General features: G+C 37.3%; 26 protein-coding genes and 1 pseudogene. 21 read left to right on the forward strand and 6 right to left on the reverse strand.

The window, feature by feature from the left end:
• Positions 1–10 precede the first annotated feature (10 nt).
• The 6 genes from WCV65_RS01805 to WCV65_RS01830 all read left to right on the forward strand — a co-directional run bounded on the left by WCV65_RS01805 (position 11) and on the right by WCV65_RS01830 (position 2265).
• Complete coding sequence (locus WCV65_RS01805) at positions 11–634, forward strand: hypothetical protein (RefSeq protein ID WP_338779543.1); 624 nt, start codon at positions 11–13, stop codon at positions 632–634.
• A 362-nt stretch (positions 635–996) separates the two neighbouring features.
• Positions 997–1338: a hypothetical protein gene (locus WCV65_RS01810; RefSeq protein ID WP_338779544.1), complete on the forward strand. Its 342-nt coding sequence runs from the start codon at positions 997–999 to the stop codon at positions 1336–1338.
• Positions 1339–1340: 2 nt separating this feature from the next.
• Complete coding sequence (locus WCV65_RS01815; RefSeq protein WP_338779545.1) at positions 1341–1490, forward strand: hypothetical protein; 150 nt, start codon at positions 1341–1343, stop codon at positions 1488–1490.
• Positions 1490–1708 carry a hypothetical protein gene (locus WCV65_RS01820; protein WP_338779546.1) on the forward strand — a complete coding sequence of 73 codons (219 nt, stop codon included), beginning with the start codon at positions 1490–1492 and terminating at the stop codon, positions 1706–1708. The genes WCV65_RS01815 and WCV65_RS01820 overlap by 1 nt, the downstream gene beginning before the upstream one ends.
• On the forward strand, positions 1708–2004 hold the full coding sequence (locus tag WCV65_RS01825) for a hypothetical protein (protein ID WP_338779547.1): 297 nt from the start codon (positions 1708–1710) through the stop codon (positions 2002–2004). Before WCV65_RS01820 ends, WCV65_RS01825 begins: the two co-directional genes overlap by 1 nt.
• A 54-nt stretch (positions 2005–2058) precedes the next feature.
• Complete coding sequence (locus WCV65_RS01830) at positions 2059–2265, forward strand: hypothetical protein (protein ID WP_338779549.1); 207 nt, start codon at positions 2059–2061, stop codon at positions 2263–2265.
• A gap of 200 nt (positions 2266–2465) precedes the next feature.
• Here WCV65_RS01830 and WCV65_RS01835 read toward each other — a convergent pair whose 3' ends face one another.
• Positions 2466–2636, reverse strand: coding sequence for a hypothetical protein (locus WCV65_RS01835; RefSeq protein ID WP_338779551.1), 171 nt, complete (start codon positions 2634–2636; stop codon positions 2466–2468).
• A 1058-nt stretch (positions 2637–3694) separates the two neighbouring features.
• On the opposite strand from WCV65_RS01835, the gene WCV65_RS01840 reads away from it, so the two are divergent.
• The 4 genes from WCV65_RS01840 (at position 3695) to WCV65_RS01855 (ending at position 5937) form a co-directional block, all read left to right on the forward strand.
• Positions 3695–4039 carry a hypothetical protein gene (locus WCV65_RS01840; protein WP_338779553.1) on the forward strand — a complete coding sequence of 115 codons (345 nt, stop codon included), beginning with the start codon at positions 3695–3697 and terminating at the stop codon, positions 4037–4039.
• Between the two features lie 3 nt (positions 4040–4042).
• Complete coding sequence (locus tag WCV65_RS01845) at positions 4043–4489, forward strand: helix-turn-helix domain-containing protein (protein WP_338779555.1); 447 nt, start codon at positions 4043–4045, stop codon at positions 4487–4489.
• 325 nt (positions 4490–4814) lie between these two features.
• On the forward strand, positions 4815–5021 hold the full coding sequence (locus WCV65_RS01850) for a hypothetical protein (RefSeq protein ID WP_338779556.1): 207 nt from the start codon (positions 4815–4817) through the stop codon (positions 5019–5021).
• Positions 5022–5091: 70 nt separating this feature from the next.
• Positions 5092–5937 carry a hypothetical protein gene (locus tag WCV65_RS01855; RefSeq protein WP_338779558.1) on the forward strand — a complete coding sequence of 282 codons (846 nt, stop codon included), beginning with the start codon at positions 5092–5094 and terminating at the stop codon, positions 5935–5937.
• A gap of 365 nt (positions 5938–6302) precedes the next feature.
• Here WCV65_RS01855 and WCV65_RS01860 read toward each other — a convergent pair.
• From WCV65_RS01860 to WCV65_RS01870, 3 genes and pseudogenes are all read right to left on the reverse strand, one after another.
• Positions 6303–6590 (reverse strand): annotated as a pseudogene (locus tag WCV65_RS01860) (site-specific integrase); the annotation flags it as partial.
• A 199-nt stretch (positions 6591–6789) separates the two neighbouring features.
• Positions 6790–7191 carry a hypothetical protein gene (locus WCV65_RS01865; protein ID WP_338779560.1) on the reverse strand — a complete coding sequence of 134 codons (402 nt, stop codon included), beginning with the start codon at positions 7189–7191 and terminating at the stop codon, positions 6790–6792.
• A gap of 56 nt (positions 7192–7247) precedes the next feature.
• A complete protein-coding gene (locus WCV65_RS01870) occupies positions 7248–7376 on the reverse strand; it encodes an Arm DNA-binding domain-containing protein (RefSeq protein WP_338779562.1) in 129 nt (42 codons plus the stop codon).
• 875 nt (positions 7377–8251) lie between these two features.
• Between WCV65_RS01870 and WCV65_RS01875 the strand changes: the two genes are divergently transcribed.
• The 5 genes from WCV65_RS01875 (at position 8252) to WCV65_RS01895 (ending at position 12856) form a co-directional block, all read left to right on the forward strand.
• Positions 8252–8818 carry a hypothetical protein gene (locus tag WCV65_RS01875; protein WP_338779564.1) on the forward strand — a complete coding sequence of 189 codons (567 nt, stop codon included), beginning with the start codon at positions 8252–8254 and terminating at the stop codon, positions 8816–8818.
• 3 nt (positions 8819–8821) lie between these two features.
• Positions 8822–9151 carry a hypothetical protein gene (locus tag WCV65_RS01880; RefSeq protein WP_338779565.1) on the forward strand — a complete coding sequence of 110 codons (330 nt, stop codon included), beginning with the start codon at positions 8822–8824 and terminating at the stop codon, positions 9149–9151.
• Between the two features lies 1 nt (position 9152).
• On the forward strand, positions 9153–9566 hold the full coding sequence (locus WCV65_RS01885) for a protein-export chaperone SecB (RefSeq protein WP_338779567.1): 414 nt from the start codon (positions 9153–9155) through the stop codon (positions 9564–9566).
• 636 nt (positions 9567–10202) lie between these two features.
• Entirely contained in the window at positions 10203–12170 is a 1968-nt protein-coding gene (locus WCV65_RS01890) for a hypothetical protein (protein WP_338779569.1), read from the forward strand.
• Positions 12171–12649: 479 nt separating this feature from the next.
• Positions 12650–12856: a DUF418 domain-containing protein gene (locus tag WCV65_RS01895; protein ID WP_338779571.1), complete on the forward strand. Its 207-nt coding sequence runs from the start codon at positions 12650–12652 to the stop codon at positions 12854–12856.
• 77 nt (positions 12857–12933) lie between these two features.
• Here the strand turns inward: WCV65_RS01895 and WCV65_RS01900 are convergent, their stop codons facing one another.
• Positions 12934–13659, reverse strand: coding sequence for an SDR family oxidoreductase (locus WCV65_RS01900; protein WP_338779573.1), 726 nt, complete (start codon positions 13657–13659; stop codon positions 12934–12936).
• 274 nt (positions 13660–13933) lie between these two features.
• Between WCV65_RS01900 and WCV65_RS01905 the strand changes: the two genes are divergently transcribed.
• Both WCV65_RS01905 and WCV65_RS01910 read left to right on the forward strand, forming a co-directional pair.
• Positions 13934–14326 carry a MerR family transcriptional regulator gene (locus WCV65_RS01905; RefSeq protein WP_338779575.1) on the forward strand — a complete coding sequence of 131 codons (393 nt, stop codon included), beginning with the start codon at positions 13934–13936 and terminating at the stop codon, positions 14324–14326.
• A gap of 125 nt (positions 14327–14451) precedes the next feature.
• Positions 14452–14772, forward strand: a complete 321-nt coding sequence (locus tag WCV65_RS01910; RefSeq protein WP_338779577.1) for a Fic family protein — start codon at positions 14452–14454, stop codon at positions 14770–14772.
• Positions 14773–14927: 155 nt separating this feature from the next.
• Here the strand turns inward: WCV65_RS01910 and WCV65_RS01915 are convergent, their stop codons facing one another.
• Complete coding sequence (locus WCV65_RS01915; protein ID WP_338782112.1) at positions 14928–16160, reverse strand: glycosyltransferase; 1233 nt, start codon at positions 16158–16160, stop codon at positions 14928–14930.
• A 171-nt stretch (positions 16161–16331) separates the two neighbouring features.
• On the opposite strand from WCV65_RS01915, the gene WCV65_RS01920 reads away from it, so the two are divergent.
• The 4 genes from WCV65_RS01920 to WCV65_RS01935 all read left to right on the forward strand — a co-directional run bounded on the left by WCV65_RS01920 (position 16332) and on the right by WCV65_RS01935 (position 18243).
• Positions 16332–16847, forward strand: coding sequence for a pyridoxamine 5'-phosphate oxidase family protein (locus WCV65_RS01920; protein WP_338779579.1), 516 nt, complete (start codon positions 16332–16334; stop codon positions 16845–16847).
• Between the two features lie 342 nt (positions 16848–17189).
• Positions 17190–17555, forward strand: a complete 366-nt coding sequence (locus WCV65_RS01925) for a DUF2089 domain-containing protein (protein ID WP_338779581.1) — start codon at positions 17190–17192, stop codon at positions 17553–17555.
• Between the two features lie 12 nt (positions 17556–17567).
• Complete coding sequence (locus tag WCV65_RS01930) at positions 17568–17957, forward strand: hypothetical protein (protein ID WP_338779582.1); 390 nt, start codon at positions 17568–17570, stop codon at positions 17955–17957.
• A gap of 4 nt (positions 17958–17961) precedes the next feature.
• A complete protein-coding gene (locus WCV65_RS01935; RefSeq protein ID WP_338779584.1) occupies positions 17962–18243 on the forward strand; it encodes a hypothetical protein in 282 nt (93 codons plus the stop codon).
• Positions 18244–18324: the final 81 nt, after the last annotated feature.

Here is an 18324-nt window from a genome sequence, read left to right on the forward strand (position 1 = left end):
GAATTTTCACATGGGGCTATTCAATGCGAACACACTAAAGAAGGTAAAGGCAACAGCTGAGAAATTCGAAGCTAAGAAGGCAGAACTTGAAGAAAAACGTACAGCACTTATAGAAGAAAAACATGTGCTTAGAAGCGAGTTAGAAAACGATTTTCAGCGTCAAATCATGGAAGGCACTAATCCCGATAAGAAGCTACAAACGGATTACGATAAAACGGTAGCAGAGTTAGAACGCGTTACCCTTCAATTATCCAGTATCGACGGAATTAAGGCGAAGGAGTTAGCCAAATTCACGGAAGAGGTTCAGAAGGAACGTAAGGCGTTTATAGAGGACGCGGATAAGAAGCTTAATGAGGTTAGGGGCGAATTGTTCACCCTTAAAGCTAAGTATCTCCAAGCCCTTGTAAAGCACCAAGAGACCCGTACCGAACTAAGCCGAGAATTCATCATTAAGTTCCGCGACGTAGAAGAAGTAATGGAGATTGAAAGAGTAGATTTTCGGTATCGGTCAGTGCTTCAAGATTCCTTCAATGTTGACCCACGCGATTTTAACCCGATGATTAATAACTTTGAGTTACGCGAAGGGCTACAAGGGAAGCTAACAGCTAATACAAAGAAGGCGTTAGAAAAGTAATTCACTCACTCACTTAATTTTGTAGCTAAAAAAGGCATTCACCAGGGCAGGACGCTTCCTGCCTTTTTACTTTGGTCATATCAGAAAGCGAGAAAAAGGGGCGATTCACAATGTTAGTCACTAAAAGGAACTGGAAAACAATCGTGTTTATGAATGAGGAAGGAAACGTAACAAGTCGAGTGTGTACTTCTTGTAACAGGCTAAGACCTATTGGGGCTTTCAGGAAGCAATCTAACGGATTAGGGGGGTATAAGTCTTATTGCGGAACTTGTTATTCGGCTTATGTGACCGCTAATTATAAGGACGATAACCTATTAAGATTACACCGTTTACGTGCGGAAGAAGCCGGACTACCTTCCAATATGTCCTTAGAGTTGCTGAATAAACTGAAAGAAGAACAGGGCGGACATTGTGTATTAAGTCATTCGGAAAGAGTCGAACGTGACCATTTTATCCCTATTTCATGGGGTACGGGATTAGGAGACGTTTACGAAAACGTTGTGTATATGGAAAAGGGATTGAATATTTCAAAGGGAAACAGACATCCCTTCATCTGGATTAAGAAACAACCCCATTTTGTACAACGTCGATTCCATAACGAACTAGTTCCAATGCTTGCAGAACGTAACGGAATGACGGCGAAAGAGTTCGAAGAATATGTAACTAAGTGCTATGAAGAATTCGTAAACAGAGAGGAAGTGTAAATATGACTGTAGAAGAAAGGTTCGAATATGGTAAGAAAATTAGGGCGGAACAAGATAAGGTAATAGCCCTTTTTATAAGCCAAGTTAGAAACGTAGAAGATATGGACTATTTGACGGCAGTAAAGAAAGAACTACTAGGAGGTAAGAAATAATGGGAATTAGAAAATCAAGTATTGAACTTATGCTAGAAGGATATGAGAAAAGCAATGTTGATAAAAAAGAGGTACAGCTGAACGTTATCAATAAAGATGACCCGAAGGATAGACCGTTAAGCCCTATTGAGAAAATGTCCGCAGGGTATCAATGTATTCAGGACCAGTTAGCCGCCAATCAAGAGAAATACTTACAAGAAAAAGGAGGAAACAAATAATGGCTAAATTGTTGAATGTACAATCTAAATTAGAAGGACAAGGGGTTTTTGTTGTAGAGAATGCAACTACTCTTAAATCGGGGGCTTATGGGCTACAGGTTAACGGCAAAATTGAAGTTGCTAACCTAGCAGAAGGAAACACGTTCATAATTAGGGCGGACGGTGAAGAGGTATTAGCTGTTAATACTAATGATGTCCACTCATTCCAATTCGTTACACAACGTAGAATGGATTCAGAGGAAGTTGTAATAGCTTACGAAGGAACAGCGGACGTAGTTTTGAATTTAGAAGTCTAAGAGGGACGGCGGCGGTTAACGCTGCCTTTTTTATTTTGAAAGGAGGGCTATAAGATGCCTAGCGAAGCTTATTACGAGTTATTGGACATGCTAGACGGTGAAGAACTAGCAAATGGGAATCGCCTTCATATTGAAATCTTTAAACGTATGGCTGGTGAACTTAAAGGGGAAACGTACTGGAAGCATCCGAACGAAAAGCCCTTCCGTGAAATGACGAAGGAAGAACAATTAGAATCATTGGAACAGACATTGCGGGATTAACTTCCCGTTTTTCTACACATACCGTTACACCTTTACGGAATACGGTTATTAGTTAATTTCAGGGGTATTACAATAGGGGAAATTGAATACTATTATTCAAGGCGTAGGACTTCGGGTTCTACGTCTCTTTTTTGTCTATATAGAGGATATTATACGTGTATTACAATAAATGGATGTTGCTAGAGAGGGCTACGTTGCATTTACTTTTCGCTTCGCCTAGTTAGTTCCCTTTCTTCTACATTGTTTAACTTACCCTGAATCGTACTAAACGCCTTATCCATCCCTTCGTTAATATCATCCAGTGACTTACCTACCCTATCGAGTGCCTTATCGACTTCTAACAGCTTCCAATATACTTCTTCGTATGACATGGACCATCACCCCTTATTATGAGTATATCAAAATGTTTCTAACGAAAGTTACTAAATTCGGCAGTACGTTGAATACCATTTTCCTTTTATATCGCCTTGTTGTATTCCCTGCTAAATCCCTTTAATACACGTTAGGCACAGCAGAGAACGTTACCGGACGTTAAGCATAGTTAAGAGTACAGTAAGGCAGGTGTAGAGTATAGCAGCAGTATAAAGGTATAGCCCCCGTTAATACGAGTGTAGCCTACGTTAGTATGACAGGTAGTAATATACGTAGAATCGCCCATCCATGTATCAGTTCTATATTCTTCGTTTGTAGCAGTAGCCCCCGTTATCCTAGACACGGCAAGACTTAGCAGTAGGAACACAGCCCTTACTTGTCTATACAAGTGGGACAATACGCGTCCCGATTGTATTAGGTAGACCGCTTAAATACTTGTCTGATTCCTAAGGGAATCGGACGAATAATTATAGGATATTCTTAGACCCCAACGAAACAATGCGGGATACAAAGCCGCAATCTTTGTTCGCTTTCGTCTGATTCCTTTTTAGACTGATTCCTTACGTTAGATTAACGAATGATTCCTATTCATACATTACATCAAGCCTTACATAATTCCTTTCTATATACCTTTCTAACAGTTAATGTATAACCTTCCTATATAGCCCTATACTCATACATACAAGACCGCGGGGAGGACGTTAGAGGGCTTAGATAAGGCTTTAGGTTGCACAAAAAGGTAAGACCCCCACCCCAACGGGTGACGCACCCCCAAAATCCCCCGCGTATTGCCATCATACTCCGTTTGAATTAAAATACCGTCCCCGTGTCCCTAGCGTCGCCCTAACCGTTACCCCCGTTTCCCACAATCATATTTTTTCTGAAAATTATGCCCCAAATGTCCACATCAATTTTTTCTGCACATTTTATAGCCCCGTTGAGACACTGTAATATCTACGTTTACCCCTATTATTGAATCCTATTATTCAAAATAACATGTCACAACTATCTCCTTTGACCACAACTGATAAAAAGATTAATTGAAGGAGGAATTACAATGACAAAAGTTATCGAACAGCATACGGCAATGGAGATTGTAGGGAATGAGGAACTAGAACGTCTAGCACAACAAGAAATGCTTCAAAGAACTAAGGTACTGGATAAAGTTAGGGAGATATTCACTTTTCCGAATGGAGGATTTATCAGTATCTCTACGGTTGCTGCATTATACGACGTTGAAGAAATGAAGGTAATCAGCTTATTGCGGGTGGAAGAACTGGAAGGAGAACATAACTTACTTGTTTCCAGACTAGATATGCTTAGTGTGGGATTCTTGTTAAGCGAATCAGAGGTAGCCCAGGAATTAAGGAATCAACTCACAAATATTCGGGAGGTGAATTGAGAAATGACACTCAAGAAGTTAACAGAGGAAGAAATCTTTCTAAAGGTCTATAAATCTTTCTATACTAGTGGATTAGCGTCAAAAATTGGGAAGGAGTTGGGGCGGGGGAAAGTAAACACGCTACTTGCTATTGCTTCCTATATGGACGATAAAGGGATATGTTTTCCTACTCAGGAACAATTAGCAGACAGAACGGGGACTACGATAGGAACTATTAACCGGGATGTTAACGAACTATTGGATTTCAGGATAGATGGTAAACCAATTCTTATACGTCGTAAGCACAAAACTAACGCTGGGCATAGGAATTCAATATATAGAGTTATGCCAATTTCTCAGCTATCTATATTTGATAGAGAAATCGAACCGATTCAGAAGCCATTAATTGAGAAAGATAAAGAAGCAAGTGAAAGGGAAGCAGCATTAGCGGATTTATTAGCAGAATTGTGACTAGTCACCAGATTGGTGACAGGGTATAGCAGCTTTAGGAAGTACCTAATGTTTAAAATCATAACTAGCTAATTGGTTATATAGATATATAAGAAGAACCATATTAAGAAGAACTATATAAGAAGAACCAAAATACAGAGGGGGCAAGCCCCTCCGGTTGTTTACAATCTAAGAGAATAATATATATTCGTTTACAAAGGTGAATAAAAGATAGAACACCAAATTCCGCCAACCAAACTGACACGGGAGAGGGTTATGCTTATATTATGAAATTTATTCCAAGTGTAATATACTAGAATCCTAGTAAATATGTAGGGGGCAAAATATGAAAAAGCAATATGAGGTAACATTTCACTTAATTAACGGTGAAATTGGACATCTAATAGAAGAATCTTCTCTTGTGCGTGCAAAGAACAAAATTAAGAACCAATTTGAGGATATAGGAGAAAGCCCCGTTCTTTCCTTAACCGACGACTTAGTTCTTGTGAAAGCAAACGTACAATACTTCATGGTTAAAGAATACGAAGGTTAATCAAATGAGGACGCTATCCATGCGGCTGGCGTTCTCTCTTTTTTACCTTAAAACTTAAAAGGAGGATAATATGGCTAAATTACCCAAAGAAGGAGAATTTCCAAATGAGAGAGATTTCTTCTATATTGTAAGTTTTCTAATAATAGTTGTTATTTTTATCGTATCTCATCGTCTATCAGATAATACAGACGTTGTAGCTTATGTAGGGTTTGCAGGAACTATTGTTTCCATACTTCTAGCAGTTATTGCCATCATTTATTCTTTTTATCAAAGTAGCACGTATGAAAACTCAACAAAAAAATTAGATATCACAGCTAATAAGATAGAAAATATAACAAATGAATTATCAGAAGTAGCTAAAATAGGGGGTAATATAGCTGACCTTAAAGGTATAGTGGAGAAAATTGATAATACCGTGACAAACATAGACTCCAATTTTTACGAAGAAATGAATAAAAAGCCTCATTCATCTAGCTATAATAGCGTTCAAATACTGCCCTCAAATGACGATAATGATTTAGAGACAGCTTTTAACTATGATAGAAAGTACTTCGAAAAAGTCACCAGTAATTTAACAGTTCTAGCAGCAGTTGTGGTGGTATGGATTCAAAAGTCGTACAAACTCAATGTGAATTTTAATATTAAAGATTGTACACGATTTTTTGTTGAGGATATCATGTTAGAACAAGATAAAAACCGTCTGTTAGGGTTTGAGAATGCTATCAACGGATTGTTAATAGCATACGAACATTTATATTTTTTTGACTTAAAAAAATTGAACGAAGAAGAATTTAAGGTCAACTCGTTTGATAAAAACCTTTCTGATGTAATTGATGATAGACCAACTGAGTGGAGTATTTTGGAAAAGCATTTTGATGGAATCGAAACACTAATTAAGCATAAAGGGCGGTATTGATGGAAAATACTGCTTTACATATAACAACAACTACTTTATAATTTAAATATAAATTTATACTTAGGAAGTAGTGCTTACTGCTTCTAACTATACATATACACACGTTCCGCACTTCAAAACGCTGCATCTGTAGCAGCTATGTTCCTTACTACTGAAGCAGTAGTAGCCGACAAGCCAGAAGAAGGCGGCGGCGCCGGCATGCCTGACATGAGCGGCATGGGCGGTATGGGTGGAATGGGCGGCATGATGTAATAAGCATCATAAAGCCTTGATATATAGGTGGTTTAAGCTTGGTGAAAAACAAATGCTCATACTTTTGCTCATAGTAAGCGAAAATGCTCATTTTTCTTAGATAGACCACTTAACTAGAGAAGGTCTTTCATCAGTTGACTAAACTGGTGGGAGGCCTTTTCTTCTATATTTGAAGTCATATGAGCATATATATTCATTGTTGTATTAATATCTGAATGACCAAGACGTTGTTGAATCTCTTTAATCCCCACCCCTGCCTCTATTAACAAGGAAGTATGGGTATGTCGAAATGAGTGAGGGGTAATATTCTTGTCTATCTTTGCTTTCTTCAACAGTCGCTTAAGCCTTGTTTCAATGACTTTCCTTAATTGCGGAAATCCGTCCTCTCGTGCAAAAATAAAGCTACTCTCCTCATATACTGACCTTTTTTCATCTTTATCTCATTCTGCTTGATTTTATGCTTACGTAACATGTTTACTACCACTTCATCTATTTTTATGGTGCGTATGGATCCAGTGGTTTTAGGTGGTAACAGCTCGTAAAATCTATAGTTGTTGTTTGGATTATAAAGTGTCTTTGTTATTCTAAGTCTCCCGCTTTCTAGCTCAACATCTGTCCATTTAAGGGCCAGAAGCTCGCCAGTTCTTCTTTTTCTAGGAATTTCATTTCTTCTTTTTGGTGCTCCAAGTCTTCAATTTTTAATTGTCTTTTTGGAAGCAGGACATTTTCGGTGGGATTAAGCTTAATAAGTCCCAATTCGGTAGCATGATTAAATATCATACGGCCACAAGCATGTATTCCACTTAGGTAGTTCCTGCTGTATTTTTCGGAAAGCTCATGCAATCTTTTTTGGTATAGTTGTTTCGTCACTTTAGCCAGCGGATATGGGCCCCATGCAGAGATAAAATATTTCATCTCTTTACTACGTGCCCTTACGCTGCTGACCTTAGCTATTTTTGCATAAATCTTTATCCAATCATCAGCAAAGGTCTCAAAAGTCATTTTAGTCTCATTAACATATGAACCACTCTCAACTTCAGATTCAAGCTTAAGTGCAGCTAAACCGCATCTTTTTTTGTTGCGAAGCCAGACTTTGTTTTCTGAATCTGCTTCTTAGTAAGTGGATCGATACCCAGAGATACTGTATAAGTCCATTTTCCATTGCTCCGTTTTCGAAAATATGCCAAGTTTGTTATCTCCTTTTTTTCTCCAGTTTTTTCCTTGATCTCTTCAGCCTTTGATTATACGTATTCTCACAAGTACTTCTTTTCCTACCGAGTAGAGGCGGGCAAAACCTCTGGATAGCGTGTCTAGGTTCAAAAAGAGCACCACAGAAAATGCATTCCTTCAGTTTTTCATCTTTGAATATGGCTTGCTTTAGTTGATACGCAACCACCTCTATAAGGTTATTAAAACTTAGTGCTGGGACATTCTTGCCGTTGACTAAGCGTGTGCTAGTTTGTCCGCTTTTTAACTTTTTTAGCTTTAAATGTAGGTAGGCGGAAGCGACATTCTGTAAATCGGTGTTTGCTACTTCCTTCCATAGAGATATTAACTCTAATGCCTTTTCGTTCACTGAAGTTACTCAAGCCAGTTATTAAGCCGTATGAAACTTAACTGAAGTAACTGCTAGTTGGCTCCTAAGAATTCCTAAAAATTGTTAAGGTTTTAACAGATATAAACGTTGCTCTAAACAGGGCTGCGTTTTTTCATTTGAGGTAGGTACGGTGCAGCCAAGTCTTGAACTGTGAAGGAGTTGTAACGGTTAATTTGGGTGAAAATTTATGTTATTAAAGGATTACGAACATCAATAACGCAGGTCGAATCGCGATTACCCGAAAAAATCTTGAGTAACAAAAACATACAAGAAATTATGAGTAGAGAAGTCGAAGTAAGTACAGTAAGTACTGATACATAAAAATTAATAGCCTAATTTATTTTTTTTGGAAAAAAATTGAGCAAAAAAGGTGTAGCGTTGAACCAAAAAAAGGTATAGTATAGGGAGAATACTTTGTATGTTCTATGTTCTTATTAGAATATACAATCGGAATGGGAATGTTTCATGATAAAACAATTTCAAGCATACCATGGTACAAATAGGGGAAGCGCTGAAAATATTATGCGTGAAGGTTTTAAAATCAAAAAGTACAGTTTTATGAAAGCTGAGTTGGAGAGTGTTCCTGGCGATTTAGGAATGGGGTTGTACGCATACGATGACTCATACCAAAATGCCCTGGACTTCATCACTAAATTTCGTAATATTGATGATCCTAAAGTGTTAAAGCTAAATTTAGAAGTTGATGAGGAGAAATATTTGGATTTAGATGATCCAGATAATGAAGAAATCTTTAAACAACATTTTAATGTACAGCAAATACAAAATCTTTCTAGGCGTTATAAAAGTGCTAAAGGTGATAAAAGCCGACAATGTCTTGATGGATTGATTATAGAACATATCTTATTTAAGACGCGGTTAGATGTAGACTTAATCAGTAAAAAAACATACACTCCTTTTAAAGGTTTACCACAACTTTCTCATTTTACTAATGGAACTGAATTATGTATAAAAAACAATAAAATAATAAATACTGATATTGAAGTAATCGAGCCGTGTACTAAGGAGAGATAAGACATGGGAATTAAATTACGTAATCATATTAATTATGATATTAACAATTGGATTACTGAAGAAGAGGCAGAAAAAATATTTATAGCAGCTGGCTACGTTAAGGTCGATCAATTTGAAGGCGTTGATTATATACCTGTATCACCAAAGGATATAAAAAAAAACGACGGTCCGGATTTAGACGCTATACACATTAATAAAAGCGGTGGAAAACTGGAGCTGAATTTTGAACTTAAATCTAATACACAAAATACAATGAATATAAATTCTGACTTCAAGATACTGATTAATAATGCAGAAGCTTTATATTCAATGGATTTTGAGGGAGCAGCATAAATTGGCTAGTAAATTAGATATTAATAAAGTAATAGTAGAACAATCAATTTATAAAACTAACCTTAAATATAATTACGAATTAAATGAAATTGATCCAGAAATAGGCTTTGAGGTAGAGGTTCTAATTGCTCAATCTGATGAGACTAAGGGTATTATTAAATTAGAATGTCATATTAATGATGAGTTACCACTTGAGGAAGTTCCTTTTAATCTTAAAGTAGTTTTATTAGGCCACTTTAAAACAGAACAAGGCGATAAATTTGAAAATTATATCCTTAATGCTATCAGCATTTTATTCCCGTATATGAGAGCTCATATTTCCACATTAACAGCAATTTCTGGTCAAAGACCATTAATGATACCATCAGTAAATGTTGTTGAATTGCTTAAAGAAAAAGCAGAGAAAAATAATTAATAGTAATCTATAATTTCATTTTTTTACCAAATTATCTAAAGCCTATAGAATGAGGGAATTAGATACGTTTATTTATTAAAAATGTATAAGTTTTGTCCGAGAAAATGATTAATCCTCAAAGACAATTAAACATAAACAAGCTTAAATGACAGCAGCTTTTTAGACCACCTTATGACCACGAATCATATTGCGAGGTTTTATATTGATGCAAAAAAAGTTTTAAAGTATACTGCTTAAGAATAATAACCCCGTGAGTTATCAGCATTCTTTTACTATATTTATTATTAAAGGATAAACTTTATTGGAAAAGGTCTTCCTCAGTTCAGTGAACTGTTGGGAGACCTTTTCTTCCATATTAACTGACATATACGGGTAAATGTTTATTGTTTTCTTAATGTCTAAAAGCTTAAAAAGTCGCTTAATCACCTTTACTCCAATACCTTAATCAATAAAGATGTAGGTTTTATGTCAGATTGATGACCCTTAATGTATTAATTATTAAGGGGAAAAAGTATATGATCATTCTATACAATCAAACACCCCGATAGAGGGCTGTTTGATTGTTTTATTTCTGTGTATATAAAATATGTATGGTACAATTATCCATTTAATGAAAATCAAAGGAGTTAAAGGTAAATGGCACAGAAAAAACTACGAAAATTATTACAGGGTAAGGCAGAGTTTAACCCATTTAATGATCACTTCAACTATGATGAACTGGTTAGCAAATTAGCTGATGAAGGTGGATTTGAAAGCACAATTGCAAATAGCACCCCTATTTTTAACAATTGCTTTAAAGAACTGTACAAAAGTTTAGGAGAAATTGTTACACGCTACGATATAGCAAGCGAAGTCCTTATGAGACTTTTTTTGGGTGTTGCTAATAATGATTACCTTGCATTACAGAAGGCCTTTAGAGAACAAATTAAAGATGAACACCATTTAGAAGATTTATCTAGTATGAGGGTACCTTCTCCTAGTATGCATATAGGTGATATGAATTTAATCGCGACATTTGAGACTATCGTTGACACCCTAAATGTTGTAATAAATTATCTGCGTTTTTTTGCAGATAAAGAGGCTCAAGGAAGTGTCCAGGAATCAGATATAAGGATGGATGTTTTACGATTCTATGGTTTCAGTAATATCTACTATAATATGAAGAATGCTTATGATACAGCACTATGGGAAGATGGTTACATTGATGAGGAAGATGGGATTCTTTATATAAGATACATAGATGAACAATATCCAATTAACATAAAGATAGGGAATTTTAGACTGCAAAAACATATTTTTAGTTACCTGATGACATTAGAAAAAGCGTTAGATGGGACCTTGCTTAGTTATTCTAAGGCACAACTTATTAAGAGAAGTCTTATGACTAAAAGGAAGCCCGTAGCCATCAGCACAGTAAAGGTTAATTCTAAAGGTATAATTTCGTACACGCTCACTACTGATAAAAAACTTGTAAAAATAAATGATTATATGAAACAAGGACAAGCTTCAATAGTTGCATATTATCCCCATTTTGAGGATATAAAGCTCCCTAAGTTAAACAATCTTTCTATTAATGATTTATTAGTACTTCTTGCACAACTCAATGAACTTATTGCGGGGATTAAAGAACAGGATATAGATCTGGAGAGTATCGCTTTAAAACAATTGGCCTTTAGGATGCAGGAAGCAAACCTAATAAAATATTTCTTGAAAACGACGTTCTATTCAGAGAAGGATATTAGGGTATTTCTATCACTACTTGTAGCTGATGGAAAGAGTAAGAAAAGGATAACCTTATGGAAAACGCCACTTGTTAAGTATAAAAATACATATTATGTATGTATGTCTGCTATCAAGGCTCCTAATTTCTTATTCTTAATTGATGAATGGCTAGAAGACGGCGGATATGGCATTGAACTTGTTGAAAGGGGAAAGCTATTTGAAAGGTTTGTGAAAAACACAGCTAATGAGAAATTGATCAAGAAGAAGATACCTTTTAATATACCTGTAAAAGATAAATATTATAATGCAGATAATAAGTATGAAGAAATTGATCTGATCATCTCGTTTGAAGACTTATTAATTGTGGCAGAACTTAAAAATATCAAGTACCCAATGGAGCCAAGAGATTACCATAATTCACTTAAGCGATTGCGTGAGGGAGCAGAGCAGGTTATCAGAAAGACTGATTTTTTAGTTCATAATAAAGAGTGTTTTACTGAAGAATTAGGTAATATTGAAGAGAAAGAGATTGTTCCTCTAGTTCTTACAAACTTTTCAATTTTTAGTGGGTTAAAGCTTAATGGTGTGCCTGTTATTGATTTGGTCCTTCTAGAATCATATTTAAAATCTGGTGAGTATACTAGATTAAGGGTTGAATTAATAGAGAATCAAGCGACTACGACAAAGCAGGAAGTAATTAAATATTTTATGAATAATGATGAGTTTATTTCTAATTTCCCGGAGTTTGTAAATTCGCCTTTTCCTATACAAGATCTGAAGGATAAAGCATATGTTGAAGATAAGGTAATTACATTGGAAACAGCATGGCCACAAATATTTATTGAAATAGCGGATTTTAAAGAAACAGACCCTGCCATTTGAAGTTTGGGATATGAGCTGAAATAAAACATAAGCCACTAGTTGTGTCCTTGACTAGCGGCAATCTTTGAAATGCTCATACAATGAAAATCCTCTAATAGAAAAGGGTAATGAGAAAAGCCCCATACCCAATGATCATAAAAATGCTCATAGCCGTTTTTTCTTTTGTTTAGAAATATTTTGAGTGAAAGATGAAAATCCTATAATATCAATGATTCTATAAACCTATTTATTTCTATTTTACATCTTGATGAATGGGCGGCATGATGTAATAAGCATCATCTGTCTTGGAAAAACGCGAAACCTTTTGAGGTTACGCGTTTTTATTATGGATAATTATTTGGGATCTAATTTTGTTCTGTTTCTAACTTGATTAGTTTATCTTTTTCTTTAACAGCTATCGCCTTGCTAATATCTATCCCTTCTATTTCAAAGAACGCTGTACCTGCTTGATAATAGTTTAAAGACATATGCAATCCATTATGTCGGTAATCATTTTTAATGGCTATGGCTTCAGACTTTTTGGCCAGGTATCAAAAACGCAGGGAGTCGGAATGGCCATTGTTATCTATACGGTGCAGGTTATGCTCAGCTACTTGATTCTTAAGAAGTTTAATCAAGGTCCGCTTGAATTTGTCTGGAGAAAGTGGACATATGGAGGGACCGAAAAGAAATCAAAAGCGGCTTAAAAGGAAAAACCCGGCAGGTGATTTGCCGGGTTTTTTGGTTAGATAAATCTGTAAATTGATTTCCAATCTGCTTATATTTACCCCTGCGCAGTGGGGCGGACAATGACCTCGTTCACATCAATCTCAGCCGGTTGTTCAATTGCAAATGCAATCGATTGGGCGATTGTGTCTGCAGGCATAGCAATGTCCTCAAGCTGGGCTTTTACCTCCGGATTTGTCATAGAATCCACGACATCCGTCCGCGTCATACCTGGTGAAATGATCGTCACCCGCAGTTTATCACCCGCTTCTTGCCGCAAACCTTCTGAGATGGCACGTACAGCGTACTTCGTACCTGAATAGACCGATTGGTTTGGTACAGTCTTATGTCCTGCAGTAGAAGCAATGTTAATAAAATGTCCGCTACCCTGCCTGCGGAATACAGGCAGTGCTGCTGCAATGCCATACAAAACGCCTTTAATGTTGACATCGATCATATTTTCCCAATCCTCGACGAGCAGGTCGTCAAGGGGAGAAATCGGCATAACACCGGCATTATTTATCATTACATCAACTTTTCCATAGGTATTTATAGCATGTTTCACCAAATTTTCAACATCGCTGCGATTTGTCACATCCGTTACTTGAAAACTTGCTGAACCACCATTGGAAGTAATAGTGGTGACCAACTCATCAAGTTGTCGTTTTCTTCTCGCGCCAACTACTACCTTAGCACCTCTCTCTGCCAGCAAAGTTGCAGTTGCTTTTCCCATTCCGCTGCTTGCGCCGGTAATGATAATGACTTTGTTTTGAATATTTGACACAATAAATCCTCCTTCATTTACTGGGGATATAATACAGTTGATATTTGAGTTCAGGCCTTTCATAAAATAACGCCACTTTGAATCAATGCTTTATGCCTTCTGAGTCAGTTTTTACTTCTTCTATCAATAGTTCTACTTTAGTATAGTTAGTTATTCTAACAGTAAGTCAATTTTTAAAAGTCAGCATTGTTAAATAGAGATTATTGGAGTGTATCTTTCCCCTTTTAATAGGGTTGATGTTATAGTAACTTCAACCTGAAAGGAGGCAAATTAAATGCCATATTCCATGAAATATCTCGTAGATCACCTAAATGTAACTGCGAATACCCTTAGATACTATGAAAAAGAAGGAATATTGAAAAATATTTCTCGTGATTCCAAGGGACACAGGATATATGACGGAAAAAATATTGAGACACTAGATTTTATCCGCACCTTAAGATTGACTGGAATGCCCATTTCCAAAATTAAGGAGTATCTTGATTTATACGAATTTGGAGATGATACAATATCACAACGTAAGGAAATGATGATGAGGCACAAATTAGTGGTGCAGAATAAGATTAATGAAGATCTCAAGCACTTAGAAGCTATAAGTTACAAAGTAGCTATGTATGAAATTATAGAAAAAGGATACAGACAGAATCCTCCACGACACAATGATTGAAATGTTGATGGTATTACAAACCTACATCGCCTTGTACTGAAAGGCATTGATGATGAATATGCAGGTGTATATAGAGCAGGTTTTTAAAACATATCCCCCCAGCATCTTTTCTCATTAAAGGGGAAATGGAGCAGCTGATGATCTGGTACGAACAGGCACAAATAGAAAACTTGCATCCGATTGCCCGGGCAGCCATGCTGCATGCTATTTTTGTTGGAATTCATCCATTTATCGATGGAAACGGCAGGACATCGAGGCTGCTGTTAAATCTGGAACTGATGAAAGACGGCTTTCCGCCAATTGTGATTAAGATGGAGAATCGCTTGGCTTATTATGAAGCATTGGATAAAGCGCATATGAAGAAAGAGTATGATGATTTTATTGAGTTGGTGGCTATAGAAGCAGAGGACTCGCTGAATCTTTATTTGAGTGCAATAAACCAATAAGCAGATTAAAGGATTTTCAAGATTTCTAAAAGCAAAAGCCCCTCGATATCTTTCGATGTCAGAACGGCTTCTGCTTTTTTGCCAGTTGATCTCCGAGAAGCCAAAATGAATTTATCCTCACGCTTTCATGCATTTATATCTGCGTTAAGGGGTTCCTATAAAAGTTCATTCACAATCTTCAACCACGAATTCAGCGCACGGGGAATAAGAGCTGGATTTTTCTCTTTAATTTTAAGAATTTGTCCGGTATAAATCTTGTCCGAAGTTAAGCCGTTCATACTCATAATCTGCATGAAGGGAATGCTATACTTGCTTGAAATTCCGATTAAGGTTTCACCCGGCATTACGAGATGAATACTGGAGGTTTCATAGTTAATCCATCTTCCGCCTTCTGGTGATTTTGGTGTGTCCTTCAGAATTCCTCTGTTTGTTACATGGAACAGCATTTCCTCCGCCCGCTGCTGGTACGAATTTAGTTTGACAGAGTTCCGCCCGCTAGTTCGAACCAGTTCCCTTCCCATCGGGTTCGCTAAATAGGATTCAACCTTTTGAACGGTTTCCGCGGGGGAGGCTGAAACGATCAAGTCTCGATCAGGTGTAAACTTTCCCCTTACTGCAGGTGTGTCATTGGTTAGCAGCAATCCCCCTGATCCAAGAATTTCATAGGTGCGCTGTGTAAGCTGATCTTCGCAGTTTTGCAGACCAATGACGATTTTTGCGGAACTGTAAATTTTATGGGCATCCCGATAATCTACATATCCATGAATCCAATCATCAGGAATCTTGTTTCCTAAATATTTCTCCATATGCTCCCAGTCTTTCCCCCAGAAGTCAATACGAATCCCTTTTTGCAGTAAAGGCGCAATCAGCGTTTGCAAGGAAGAGGCACGGTATCCATTCGGCTGATTTTTAATGAATTTTGGATAGGCATTCGCCACCACTGCAATGTCACTGCGGTAGTTTGATAGAGGCGGAATCTGATGATGAATGCTGTCATGATAGCCAAAGTCCAGGTGAGCAGCCTTTATCCCTAGCTCCTCATACGTTTTTATTAAAGATGGAGTAACGGTAAAAACAAGATCGGGCTTCATTCTGCTGATTAGCGGCAGTGTGAAATTCTTTGTATGGAGAGGATCCTCTGTTGCCCAATATACAAGGGGGATATTAGCCTTTTTCACAGCACTTCGAATCCATAGCTGCTTTGCCTCCCAGTGCTCCTCCGTCCAGCCCATCGATACAATAAGATCAGGTTTCACCGCTTCTATCATCGGTGAAATCGTTTCAATACTAATAGGTCCGGAAATGATAGCCGTATGACCTGCGTCCTTGAATCCATTCGGCAGGCCATAAATCCACATCGGGTGACTTTCAAGAAAGAGAATGTTTATGTCTTGTCCCTCCATTCTAATGGTACCTACTATTCTTATGTAATTGCAGGAGGGACTGGCACGGCTTAAAAGTCTGTAATAAAAGCTGTTCGCTGTTAAAAGTGTCATGCAGCACCGATTAGGGAAAGAAAATGGTAAGCAGCTGATGAGAATTAGAAGGAGGAAACCATAATGTCTAACGAAACATCAGAAAACGAGAAAACTCTTAAAAAAATTAAAGAACTGATCAAAGATGAGAAGGTAGCGATGCTGACGACCATTTCCCCGGAGGGCAGGCTGATGTCACGGCCAATGCATACGCAGGAAGTCAGGATGGAGCAGGAAGAGATTTGGTTTATCACCAAAAAAGATACAGAGAAGTACAGGGAGATTCAAAATAACCCCGCTGTTAACCTCGCCTACGCAGGCAGTTCATACGTCTCAATCAGCGGGACGGCTGAGTGTGTCCAGGATGAAGAAAAGAAGAAGGAGTACATGAATTTTGTGGTTGAAAAAGTATTGAATACGTCTGCAGAAGACGAGGATGTCGTTCTGATTAAGGTGACTCCTGAAATCGCTGAATACTGGGAGTCCGGCTTCAACTTTAAAACGGTTAAAGAATTTGTGAAAAAGATGACCGGCAGAAATTCAATGGAAGACGGCAGTGATTTGAAAGACACTGTTAACTTTAGCGAAAACAGGAAATAGGTGCAGCAGACTGTTTATAGCACAGGGCCGGTTTTTCTGCTTCCGAAGAAGAACCAGCCTTTTGCTTCTCTCATTTGATGTATCTTTTTCTTTAATAGCTATCAATTTGCTAATATCTATTCCTTTAATTTCATAGAAAACTGTAATGAGTGATAAAGCTTCTCGAAGTTCATCTTTGAGAAGCTTTTCTTATGAGAAAATAATTCCAGCGTTTAAAATTAATAAAATATATATGGAATTTAAAAATATTAATTTATTTTATGGAAAAAATTAATATTATTATTTTAATTTTCGTGATTTGCTATTATAATCAAATCAAAGCTCACGAAAGGAATTACAAAAATGGCTTATGAAGTAATCACGAACTGCCCTGTCTGCAGTGAAACACTGAAGATTACCAGGCTGCAGTGCAGTCATTGCAGCACGACGATTGAAAATGATTTTGAATTATCCAAACTGGCTTCTCTATCAAAGGATCAGCTTCATTTTGTCGAAGTTTTTCTAACATGCAGAGGAAATATTAAAGAGGTTGAAAAGGAATTAAAGATTTCGTATCCGACCGTTCGCGGCAAACTGTCAGACATCATTTCTTCCCTCGGCTATGCGGAAAAGAAGAAAAATGAAGCGGACGAAAAGAAGATTGTCACGATGCTTGAAAATGGCGAGATCACACCTGAGGAAGCCATTAAGCTGCTAAAAGATGAATAAGGGGGAAGGGTTATGAAAGAGGAAATTACAAGAGTGCTAACCATGGTGCAGGAAGGGAAAATTGATGCCGGGCAGGGAGCAGAGTTGATTCAAGTCTTAAAAGAAAAAGAAGAAACAGGCAGCAAGCGGTTTGAAAAAACGGATAAATATCTAGATAAAACATTAAAAGTCCGTGTTGCATCAACTGAAAATGATAACGTGTCCGTCAATTTGCCAATTAAGCTTTTGAAGGCGATGTTAGTGGCTGGCCACGGAATTGCTTCGAGTATCCCTGAATCTCAAAAGTATGTGAAAGATATAGACATCAATCTATTAATCGAAGCAATTGAAAACGAATTGGATGGCCAAATCGTTGATGTGAAGTCGGCAAACGGGGATACCGTTTCTGTCATCATCGAGTAGTGCCATGCTCCAATTAAAGGTGAAAACGAAAGATGTACGATTCACAATCCCTCTCCCATATGCCATTCTTCATATCGGAATTGCGATTCTGTCCTCAAAATTTTTCCGCCCAAATGTAAACAGATGGACAAAGGATTACTTGGCGGAAAAGAATTGGAGCTATATGATTCCGCCCATCGACAAAAAATTGCTAAAACCATTTGTCAGCGAACTGAAAAATTATAAAGGCTTGCTCCTGGTTGATGTCAAAGCGAAGGACGGTACTGAAGTCAGGGTAAGGCTTTAGCTGGCCCAAACAAAACGCGGATTTTTATGGAGTTCGCGTTTTTATGGTGAAAAAAATTGGTCTGGAACCGATATTTTTAAT

The organism is Metabacillus sp. FJAT-52054 (assembly GCF_037201815.1).
Lineage (GTDB): Bacteria > Bacillota > Bacilli > Bacillales > Bacillaceae > Metabacillus_B > Metabacillus_B sediminis.

Bases quoted from the DNA above. Each gene is read 5' to 3' on its own strand.
- WCV65_RS01880 (WP_338779565.1), top strand. From the start codon at position 8,822: ATGGGAATTAAATTACGTAATCATATTAATTATGATATTAACAATTGG.
- WCV65_RS01850 (WP_338779556.1), top strand. From the start codon at position 4,815: ATGAAAAAGCAATATGAGGTAACATTTCACTTAATTAACGGTGAAATT.
- WCV65_RS01925 (WP_338779581.1), top strand. From the start codon at position 17,190: ATGGCTTATGAAGTAATCACGAACTGCCCTGTCTGCAGTGAAACACTG.
- WCV65_RS01890 (WP_338779569.1), top strand. From the start codon at position 10,203: ATGGCACAGAAAAAACTACGAAAATTATTACAGGGTAAGGCAGAGTTT.
- WCV65_RS01830 (WP_338779549.1), top strand. From the start codon at position 2,059: ATGCCTAGCGAAGCTTATTACGAGTTATTGGACATGCTAGACGGTGAA.
- WCV65_RS01895 (WP_338779571.1), top strand. From the start codon at position 12,650: ATGTCGGTAATCATTTTTAATGGCTATGGCTTCAGACTTTTTGGCCAG.
- WCV65_RS01920 (WP_338779579.1), top strand. From the start codon at position 16,332: ATGTCTAACGAAACATCAGAAAACGAGAAAACTCTTAAAAAAATTAAA.
- WCV65_RS01905 (WP_338779575.1), top strand. From the start codon at position 13,934: ATGCCATATTCCATGAAATATCTCGTAGATCACCTAAATGTAACTGCG.
- WCV65_RS01845 (WP_338779555.1), top strand. From the start codon at position 4,043: ATGACACTCAAGAAGTTAACAGAGGAAGAAATCTTTCTAAAGGTCTAT.
- WCV65_RS01840 (WP_338779553.1), top strand. From the start codon at position 3,695: ATGACAAAAGTTATCGAACAGCATACGGCAATGGAGATTGTAGGGAAT.
- WCV65_RS01865 (WP_338779560.1), bottom strand. From the start codon at position 7,191: ATGACTTTTGAGACCTTTGCTGATGATTGGATAAAGATTTATGCAAAA.
- WCV65_RS01935 (WP_338779584.1), top strand. From the start codon at position 17,962: ATGCTCCAATTAAAGGTGAAAACGAAAGATGTACGATTCACAATCCCT.
- WCV65_RS01835 (WP_338779551.1), bottom strand. From the start codon at position 2,636: ATGTCATACGAAGAAGTATATTGGAAGCTGTTAGAAGTCGATAAGGCA.
- WCV65_RS01815 (WP_338779545.1), top strand. From the start codon at position 1,341: ATGACTGTAGAAGAAAGGTTCGAATATGGTAAGAAAATTAGGGCGGAA.
- WCV65_RS01875 (WP_338779564.1), top strand. From the start codon at position 8,252: ATGATAAAACAATTTCAAGCATACCATGGTACAAATAGGGGAAGCGCT.
- WCV65_RS01805 (WP_338779543.1), top strand. From the start codon at position 11: ATGGGGCTATTCAATGCGAACACACTAAAGAAGGTAAAGGCAACAGCT.
- WCV65_RS01825 (WP_338779547.1), top strand. From the start codon at position 1,708: ATGGCTAAATTGTTGAATGTACAATCTAAATTAGAAGGACAAGGGGTT.
- WCV65_RS01910 (WP_338779577.1), top strand. From the start codon at position 14,452: ATGGAGCAGCTGATGATCTGGTACGAACAGGCACAAATAGAAAACTTG.
- WCV65_RS01930 (WP_338779582.1), top strand. From the start codon at position 17,568: ATGAAAGAGGAAATTACAAGAGTGCTAACCATGGTGCAGGAAGGGAAA.
- WCV65_RS01855 (WP_338779558.1), top strand. From the start codon at position 5,092: ATGGCTAAATTACCCAAAGAAGGAGAATTTCCAAATGAGAGAGATTTC.
- WCV65_RS01820 (WP_338779546.1), top strand. From the start codon at position 1,490: ATGGGAATTAGAAAATCAAGTATTGAACTTATGCTAGAAGGATATGAG.
- WCV65_RS01810 (WP_338779544.1), top strand. From the start codon at position 997: ATGTCCTTAGAGTTGCTGAATAAACTGAAAGAAGAACAGGGCGGACAT.